At 64.9% G+C, this 1,176-nt stretch carries 1 protein-coding gene; it reads left to right on the top strand.

Going from position 1 to position 1,176, the window contains the following annotated elements; all coding sequences use genetic code 11:
- On the top strand, nt 1–1,176 hold a 1,176-nt coding region (locus tag ACT53N_RS18880), incomplete at both ends, for a cytochrome ubiquinol oxidase subunit I (protein ID WP_476065306.1).

The raw sequence follows: 1,176 nt of genomic DNA, 5'->3' as shown, positions 1-1,176 counted from the left end.
ACCGCCCTCTACCACTTTCTGTTCGTGCCCCTGACGCTGGGGCTGTCGTTCATGCTGGTCATCATGGAGAGCATCTATGTGATGACCAAGCGCCCAATCTGGCGAACCGTGACGCGGTTCTGGGGGGCGCTGTTCGGCATCAACTTCGTGCTGGGCGTGGCGACCGGGATCACCATGGAGTTCCAGTTCGGCATGAACTGGTCCTACTACTCGCACTATGTCGGCGACATCTTCGGAGCGCCGCTGGCGATCGAGGGCCTGATGGCCTTCTTCCTCGAAGCCACGTTCGTGGGCCTGATGTTCTTCGGCTGGGACAAGCTGTCCCGCGTCGGGCACCTGTTCGTGACCTTCATGGTGGCGCTGGGCACCAACCTGTCGGCGCTGTGGATCCTGATCGCCAACGGCTGGATGCAGAACCCGGTCGGCGCGGTGTTCAACCCCGACACCATGCGCATGGAAGTCGAAAGCTTCCGCGAGGTGCTGTTTAATCCGGTGGCCCAGGCCAAGTTCGTCCACACCGTCAGCGCCGGCTACGTGATCGCCGCGGTCTTCGTGCTGGGCGTGTCGGCCTTCTACCTGCTGAAGGGCAAGTATCCGGGCGTGGCCAAGCGGTCGATGACCGTGGCGGCCGCCTTTGGCCTGGCCTCGTCGCTGTCGGTCGTGGTGCTGGGCGACGAGAGCGGCTACGCGCTCACGGATAACCAGAAGATGAAGCTGGCCGCCCTGGAGGCCATGTGGGAGACCGAGCCCGCGCCGGCCGGCCTGACCGCCTTCGGCATTCCCAGCATGGCGGACCGCACGACCCACCACGAGATCAAGATCCCCTATGTGCTGGGCCTGATCGCGACGCGCAGCGTGGACAAGCCGGTGGAAGGCATCTTCCAGCTGGTCGCCAAGGCTGAAGACCGCATCGAGTCCGGCGTCATCGCCTATGGCGCGGTCGAGGCCCTGAAAGTCAATCCCAACGACGTCGCCGCGCGCGCCACTTTCGAGCAGCACCGCCGCGACCTTGGCTATGGCCTGCTGCTCAAGCGCCATGTCGCCGATCCGCGCCAGGCCAGCCCGGCGCTGATCAAGCAGACCGCGTGGGACGTCGTGCCGCCGGTGCCCGTGATGTTCTGGGCCTTCCGCATCATGGCCGGGATCGGCTTCTTGATGATCGCCCTGTTCGCTACG

It is taken from the genome of Caulobacter sp. DMC95, from assembly GCF_056313785.1.
The sequence above is the reverse complement of the archived record's forward strand: the minus strand, read 5'-3'. Positions and strand labels throughout refer to the sequence as shown.